The sequence below is a fragment of the Actinokineospora spheciospongiae genome, assembly GCF_000564855.1.
Lineage (GTDB): Bacteria > Actinomycetota > Actinomycetes > Mycobacteriales > Pseudonocardiaceae > Actinokineospora > Actinokineospora spheciospongiae.
This window is the reverse complement of sequence record NZ_AYXG01000105.1, coordinates 1-6,147: the sequence shown is the minus strand read 5'-3', so window position 1 is coordinate 6,147 and position 6,147 is coordinate 1. Positions and strand designations below refer to the sequence as shown.

8 protein-coding genes are annotated in these 6,147 nt (G+C 71.4%); 3 read left to right on the top strand and 5 right to left on the bottom strand.

Annotation, left to right across the window (positions count from 1 at the left end; genetic code table 11):
• Positions 1–107: 107 nt before the first annotated feature.
• The 5 genes from UO65_RS15340 to UO65_RS15320 form a co-directional block, all read right to left on the bottom strand.
• Complete coding sequence (locus UO65_RS15340) at positions 108–554, bottom strand: MarR family winged helix-turn-helix transcriptional regulator (protein ID WP_035283119.1); 447 nt, start codon at positions 552–554, stop codon at positions 108–110.
• Positions 555–567: 13 nt separating this feature from the next.
• Complete coding sequence (locus UO65_RS15335; protein WP_035283116.1) at positions 568–987, bottom strand: organic hydroperoxide resistance protein; 420 nt, start codon at positions 985–987, stop codon at positions 568–570.
• Positions 988–1,128: 141 nt separating this feature from the next.
• Positions 1,129–2,529 carry a dihydrolipoyl dehydrogenase gene (lpdA, locus tag UO65_RS15330; RefSeq protein ID WP_035283115.1) on the bottom strand — a complete coding sequence of 467 codons (1,401 nt, stop codon included), beginning with the start codon at positions 2,527–2,529 and terminating at the stop codon, positions 1,129–1,131.
• 46 nt (positions 2,530–2,575) lie between these two features.
• Entirely contained in the window at positions 2,576–3,136 is a 561-nt protein-coding gene (locus tag UO65_RS15325) for a hypothetical protein (RefSeq protein ID WP_035283114.1), read from the bottom strand.
• 112 nt (positions 3,137–3,248) lie between these two features.
• Positions 3,249–3,554: a hypothetical protein gene (locus UO65_RS15320; RefSeq protein ID WP_035283112.1), complete on the bottom strand. Its 306-nt coding sequence runs from the start codon at positions 3,552–3,554 to the stop codon at positions 3,249–3,251.
• A 423-nt stretch (positions 3,555–3,977) separates the two neighbouring features.
• Here UO65_RS15320 and UO65_RS33365 point away from each other — a divergent pair, with 423 nt between their 5' ends.
• The 3 genes from UO65_RS33365 to UO65_RS15305 all read left to right on the top strand — a co-directional run bounded on the left by UO65_RS33365 (position 3,978) and on the right by UO65_RS15305 (position 5,844).
• A complete protein-coding gene (locus UO65_RS33365; protein WP_052021214.1) occupies positions 3,978–4,454 on the top strand; it encodes an ANTAR domain-containing protein in 477 nt (158 codons plus the stop codon).
• 104 nt (positions 4,455–4,558) lie between these two features.
• Positions 4,559–5,041 carry an ATP-binding protein gene (locus tag UO65_RS15310; RefSeq protein ID WP_233427593.1) on the top strand — a complete coding sequence of 161 codons (483 nt, stop codon included), beginning with the start codon at positions 4,559–4,561 and terminating at the stop codon, positions 5,039–5,041.
• On the top strand, positions 5,038–5,844 hold the full coding sequence (locus tag UO65_RS15305; protein ID WP_035283111.1) for a SigB/SigF/SigG family RNA polymerase sigma factor: 807 nt from the start codon (positions 5,038–5,040) through the stop codon (positions 5,842–5,844). The genes UO65_RS15310 and UO65_RS15305 overlap by 4 nt, the downstream gene beginning before the upstream one ends.
• Positions 5,845–6,147: the final 303 nt, after the last annotated feature.

Genomic DNA, 6,147 nt, shown 5'->3' with positions numbered 1-6,147 from the left:
CGCCATAGGGGCCCCGGCCAAACACATCCACCCAGCCGGGCACCACCCACAAAACGACCGGGTTCTACAACAGGGGCACAACCCCGGGTCAAGGCAAGCAGACCGGACTACTCCCCGACCGCGCGTTCCATCCGAGCCAGGAACGCCGTCACATCAGCCTGCAAAGCCACGATCTGCTCCAGCGAACTCCCCAAAGCCGCCAGAACCCCAGCGGGCACCTCAGCGATCCGCCCCCGCAAAGCCTCCCCCGCCTCGGTCAACGACACCACCACACTCCGCTCATCGACCGCACTCCGCGACCGGGTCAGCAACCCTGCCGCCGCCATCCGCTTGAGCAGCGGCGACAGGGTGCCGGAGTCCAGGCGCAGCGTGGCGCCGAGGTCCTTGACCGTCACCGGTTCGCGCTCGAGGAGGGCCAGCATCACCAGGTACTGCGGGTAGGTGAGCCCCAGGTCCTCGAGCAGCGGCCGGTAGCAGGTGGTCATCGCGCGTGACGCCGAGTACAGCGCGAAGCAGAGCTGCTGCTCCAGCCGAACGGCGTCACGCTCGGTCATCACATGCTCCTGTTCAGGCCACGGTGAGCTGAACGTCGATGTTCCCACGGGTGGCGTTGGAGTAGGGGCACACCTGGTGCGCCTTCTCCACGAGGTCCTGGGCGGTGTCCCTGTCCAGACCGGGGATGGTCACCTCCAGGGCGACCTCGAGGCCGAACCCGCCGGTGTCGAGGGAACCGATGCCCACCTTCGCGGCGACCTGCGACCCGTCGATCTTCTGCTTCGCCTGCCGGGCCACGACCTGCAACGCGCCGTGGAAGCAGGCGGCGTACCCGGCGGCGAAGAGCTGCTCCGGGTTGGTCTTGTCCCCACCGGGACCGCCCAGCCCCTTGGGCACCGACAGGTCGGTGTCGACCACACCGTCGGACGAGCGCACGTGCCCGCCGCGGCCGTCACCGGTCGCCGTCGCCTGAGCCTCGTACAGAGCCTTCACAGCCGCCTCCTCGTTTCGGGTACGAAGAGAACAGTAGCCCTCGATTGAGTTGTGCGCAACCAAATTGAGCACCGGGAAATCGGACGACCCCCGGGCGCACTGCTCCCCGGGGGCCGCTCGATGTGGTCGAAGCCGGTCGGACTACATGTTGATCATGTGTCCCGCGAGGCCGTGGACGGCTTCCTTCACGGCCTCGCCCAGGGTGGGGTGGGCGTGGACGTTGCGGGCCACCTCGTGCACCGTGAGGTCCCACTGCTGGGCCAGGGTCAGCTCCGGCAGCAGCTCGGTCACCTCCGGGCCGATCAGGTGCCCGCCGAGGAGTTCGCCGTGCTCCTTGTCGCTGATGAGCTTGACGAAGCCGACCGGGTCGGCGAGGCCGTGGGCCTTGCCGTTGGCGGTGAAGGGGAACTTGGCGACCTGGACGTCGTAGCCCTTCTCCCGGGCCTGGGCCTCGGTGTAGCCGAAGCTGGCGATCTGCGGCTGGCAGTAGGTGGCGCGCGGGATCATGGCGTAGTCCAGCTCCATGGTCTCCGCGTCGGCGATGGTCTCGGCGGCGATGACGCCCATGGACTCCGCGGCGTGCGCCAGCATGAGCTTGGCGGTGACGTCGCCGATGGCGAAGATGTGCGGGACCGAGGTGCGGCAGCGGCCGTCGATGGCGATGGCGCCGCGCTCGGTCAACTCCACCCCGGTCTTGTCCAGGCCGTAGCCCTCGACGCGGGGCTGGAAGCCGATGGCCTGCATGACCTTGTCGGTCTCCAGGACCTCCTCGGTGCCGTTCTTCGACACCGTGACCCTGACCTTGTCGCCGGAGTCGTCGATCTTCTCCACGCGGGTGCCGACGCGGATGTCGATGCCCAGCTTCTTGTAGCGGCGGGCCAGTTCCTTCGACACCTCCACGTCCTCCAGGGGGACGACGCGGTCGAGGAATTCGACGATGGTGACCTTGACGCCGTAGTTGTGCAGGACGTAGGCGAACTCGACGCCGATCGCCCCCGCACCGGCGATGACGATGCTCTCCGGCAGGGAGTCGGCGAGGATCTGCTCCTCGTAGGTCACCACCCGCTCCGACAGCGACGTGCCGGGCAGCAGCCTGGTGGTGGCGCCCGCGGCGATGATCGCGTGGTCGAAGGTGACCGTCTCGGTCCCGCCGTCACCCAGCGCCACCTCGATGGTGTTGGCGTCGGTGAAGGTGCCCCGGCCCTCGAACTGCTTGATGCCGTTCTTCTTCATCAGGTAGTGCACGCCCTTGACCCGGCCCTCGGCGACCGAGCGGCTGCGGCGGTACGCGGCGCCGTAGTCGAAGCGGACCCCGCCTGCGTTCTCGATGCCGAACGCCTCGGCCTCGTGCTGGACCAGGTGGGCGAGTTCGGCGTTGCGCAGCAGGGCCTTCGACGGGATGCAGCCGACGTTGAGGCAGACCCCGCCCCAGTACTTCTCCTCGATGACGGCCGCGGACAGCCCGAGCTGGGTGGCGCGGATCGCCGCGACGTACCCGCCGGGACCCGCGCCGAGGACGACCACGTCGAAGTGTGTGCTCATGCCCCCCACGATATTGCCCGCGCCGGTCCGGCGCGGGCGGGGCGCCTCAGCCGCGGGCGGCCGTCGACGGTGCGTACGGGCCCGTGAGCACAGAGGCAGCACCGGACCGCGCGAACGGCAGGTTCAGGCGCAGGTGCGCGGGCTCGACGTCGTCGCCGGCCTCCAGCGCCCGCCGGACCTCGCGGACCACGGCGGCGTCGGACAGGTCCGCCGCACCGGCGGCCACGCGGCGCACCGGGACCCCGGTCGGCCCGGGCTCGGGGCCCGAGCCGACCAGGACGATCCCGCGCACGGTGCCGGGGAACTCCGCGACCAGGCGGACGGCGACGTCCACCAGCGCGGCGTGCGCCACGACGTGCGTGCGGGTGTTGCGGTCGGCGAGCGTCTCCAGCACGTCCTCGACCCGGTGCAGCAGCTCCACCTCGTCGGGGACCGCGCACCAGGCGAGCTGGTAGCGCTGCTCCAGCGGCTGCCACGCCCGCGGCACCTCGGGCTCCCCGTCGCGGGGTGCCAGCACCACGATGCCGGGGCCGTAGTCCAGCCCGCGCCACAACGGGGTCGCGGGGATGGTCGCCGTGGAAGTACTCGCCAGCGGTTCGTGCCGCACATCAGCCTCCTGGTCTCGCCCACCCTGAGGGTGGTATTACCCAGGACGGGTGGATTCAATCACCCGACCGTGCGATGGTGGCCTATCTCGCACTGCGGCACCGCCGGGAACCTCAGCCCGTCGCGGGCTGTTCCAGCACCGCGAAGTTCAGGTGCCCCTCGTCGTCCTGCTGGACGTCGAGCACCTTGTCCGACAACAGGTCGGCCGCTCCCGGCTCCAGGAAGACGTTGGCCTGGGGCTTGGGGCTCACCACCTGGTCGCCGTCGGTGGGCGCCGGGGCCAGGGCCACCGCGAGCGGCGCGCCGTCGGGCTGCTCGGGTTCCACGAGGGTGAAGCGCAGACCGCCCTCATCGGCGATCCCGTCCTGCTGGGTCAGGGCGCTGATCGCGTCCGCTGCCGCTTCCGTCACCGCCAGCATGCACTGGCTCCTTTCCGTGTCGACCGGGGCCGGATCGCCCTCCGGTCGCGTTCCCATCTCGTCGTGCGGCTTGCGCGACCCACCGTAGAGGGGCTCCGGGCGTCCCGCAGGCCGGGCGGCGGGACCCTGCCTTGTGCCCGCCTCGGCGTGATCTTTAGAGTGGTGCGGAGCGGTTGAGCAAGCAGCCGCAGCGCGTCGGGGACGACACCAGTTGGCGGCTCCGGCGCTCGCGTGAAGCGAGTAGCTGCGTGTTGCCCGGCCCGCACCCGCGTCGGCGCTGTCCGACGCGTCCTCCTCGCCCGCGCGAACCCACGGCCACAGACCGGGATTCGAGCCAGGAGGAGCGAGGATGGGCAGTGCGGCGCGAAGATCGCCGGTGCGCGGCCCAGAGCGCGGCGGTCCGGAACGCGGTGGTGCGCGCCGATGACCGACGGGAATGACGGTGCCGTCGACCAGTTGCGGTCTGAACTGGACGGTCTGCGGCGGGCCCTGCGCACCAGGGCCACCATCGAGCAGGCCATGGGCGTGCTGGTGGTGCTGCGCCGCTGCTCGCCGAACGAGGCGTTCGAGGCGCTGGTCCGGCTGTCGCAGCAGTACAACACCAAGCTGCACCGGGTGGCCCACCTGGTGGTGGGCATGTTCGCCGAGCCGGGCGCCGAGCCGCTGGAGGCGTACCTGCGGCGCAAGACGGGCGCGGACGAGACCGGGCCGGAGGTCGACGCGGACGCGGACGCGATGCGCGCCGACCCCGGGCTGCTCGCCGCGGTGCGGGCGCTGGTGGCCGCCGAGGACGACGCGACCAGGTCCCGGGCACTGCACGAGCTGTACCGCCTGCTGCTCGACCGGGGTTGGGTCCCGCCGTACGAGGTGCTGGGCCCGATCGCGGGCGAGCGCCGGTGAGCCCTGCCTGCGCCCCCTTGGGGGGCGGGGGTCGGGGTGGGCCTGCGACGATGGACCGGCCGCCCGGGAGGGTGCGCCGAGCCGAGGATGGGAGTTCGAGCACGATGACCGACAGTGATCGCGGGGTGTACGACGGCGGGGTGCCCGACAACCGGGCGGCGACGGCCGCGCCGCGGGCAGGCTTCACGCCCGCGGTCGACGACCGGATCAGGCTGCGGTTCGCTGCCGACCTGCTGAACCTGCCGGTCGTGCGGTCCGTGGCGGGCACCGTGGCCGCGTTGCAGGACCACGACATCGATGCGATCTCCGACTTCAAGCTCGCCGTCGACGAGGTGTGCTCGACCCTGATCACCCGGGCGGTGCCGGGCAGCGAGCTGGAGTGCTCGTTCGTCCGCGACGGCGACCTGGTGTGCTTCGAGGCGGCGGCCACCACCGCCGCGGAGGTCGTCGTCGACACCTCATCCTTCGGCTGGCGGGTGCTCACCACGCTGACCGACCGGGTGGACTCCTGGGCGGGCCCCGGGCCCGACGGCCAACCGACCCTGCACATCTACATAGCCAGAGGCCGGACGGGGGGTACCGCATGAGTGCCGCCCCCACCGCGCCCGAGGGATCGGGCACCCACGAGTACACCCACCTGGCGCCGAAGTTCGCCGAGCTGGCCGAGCTGCCCCAGGGCGACCCGCGCCGCGAGGCGGTGCGCGACGCCCTGGTCACCGGGCACCTGCCGCTGGCCGAGCACATCGCCACCCGCTTCTCCCACCGCGGCGTCGCCCGCGAGGACCTGGTGCAGGTGGGCACCGTGGGGCTGATCAACGCCGTGGACCGGTTCGACCCCGCGCGCGGGATCGACTTCCTGTCCTACGCGGTCCCCACGATCATGGGCGAGGTGCGCCGGTACTTCCGCGACACCGCCTGGTCGGTGCGGGTGCCCCGGCGGCTCAAGGAGCTGCACCTGACCATCTCCGCGGCGGGCAACGAGCTGTCGCAGCGGCTGGGCCGGGCGCCGACGCCGAGTGAGATCGCCGCCCACCTGGACATCCCCAAGGAGGACGTCTACGAGGGGCTGGAAGCCGGGCAGGTCTACCAGTCGGTCTCCCTCGACGAGGCGCTGTCGGCGGGCGAGCCGGGCTCGGACCCCCTGGCGGACACCCTCGGCGAGGACGACGCCGGACTGCTGGGCATCGAGGACCACGAGTCGCTGCGCCCACTGATCGAGCGGCTGCCCGAGCGCGAGCGCACCATCCTGCTGCTGCGGTTCTTCAAGAACATGACCCAGACCCAGATCGCCGAACGGATCGGCGTGTCGCAGATGCACGTGTCACGGCTGCTGACCAAGACGCTGGAGACACTGCGCACCGGCCTGGTCGAGGAACCCGGCAAGGGCTAGACCCAGCCCTCAAAGCAGGCTCTCCACGAACCGCCCGCCCGGCGAGCACATACCCGGGCGGGTGGACGCGCTCGCCCAGCCAACCACCCCGCCAACCGCCAGCCCGGCCACCAACCACCAGCCCCCGCGAACCCCACCGGCGCAGCGGCCCAGCCGACCACCCCGAAAACCGCCGGCCCGGCTAAGCAAACGCCCGGGCGGGCGGATGTGCTCGGCCAGCCGACCACCCAACAAACCGCCGGCCCGGCAAGCCAACTGCCCGGGTGGGTGGATGTGTTTGGCCGGGGGTGGCGATCATGTGAC

Bases quoted from the DNA above. Each gene is read 5' to 3' on its own strand.
- UO65_RS15305 (WP_035283111.1), top strand. From the start codon at position 5,038: ATGAGTGCCGCCCCCACCGCGCCCGAGGGATCGGGCACCCACGAGTAC.
- UO65_RS15320 (WP_035283112.1), bottom strand. From the start codon at position 3,554: ATGCTGGCGGTGACGGAAGCGGCAGCGGACGCGATCAGCGCCCTGACC.
- UO65_RS15310 (WP_233427593.1), top strand. From the start codon at position 4,559: ATGACCGACAGTGATCGCGGGGTGTACGACGGCGGGGTGCCCGACAAC.
- UO65_RS15340 (WP_035283119.1), bottom strand. From the start codon at position 554: ATGACCGAGCGTGACGCCGTTCGGCTGGAGCAGCAGCTCTGCTTCGCG.
- UO65_RS33365 (WP_052021214.1), top strand. From the start codon at position 3,978: ATGACCGACGGGAATGACGGTGCCGTCGACCAGTTGCGGTCTGAACTG.
- lpdA (WP_035283115.1), bottom strand. From the start codon at position 2,529: ATGAGCACACACTTCGACGTGGTCGTCCTCGGCGCGGGTCCCGGCGGG.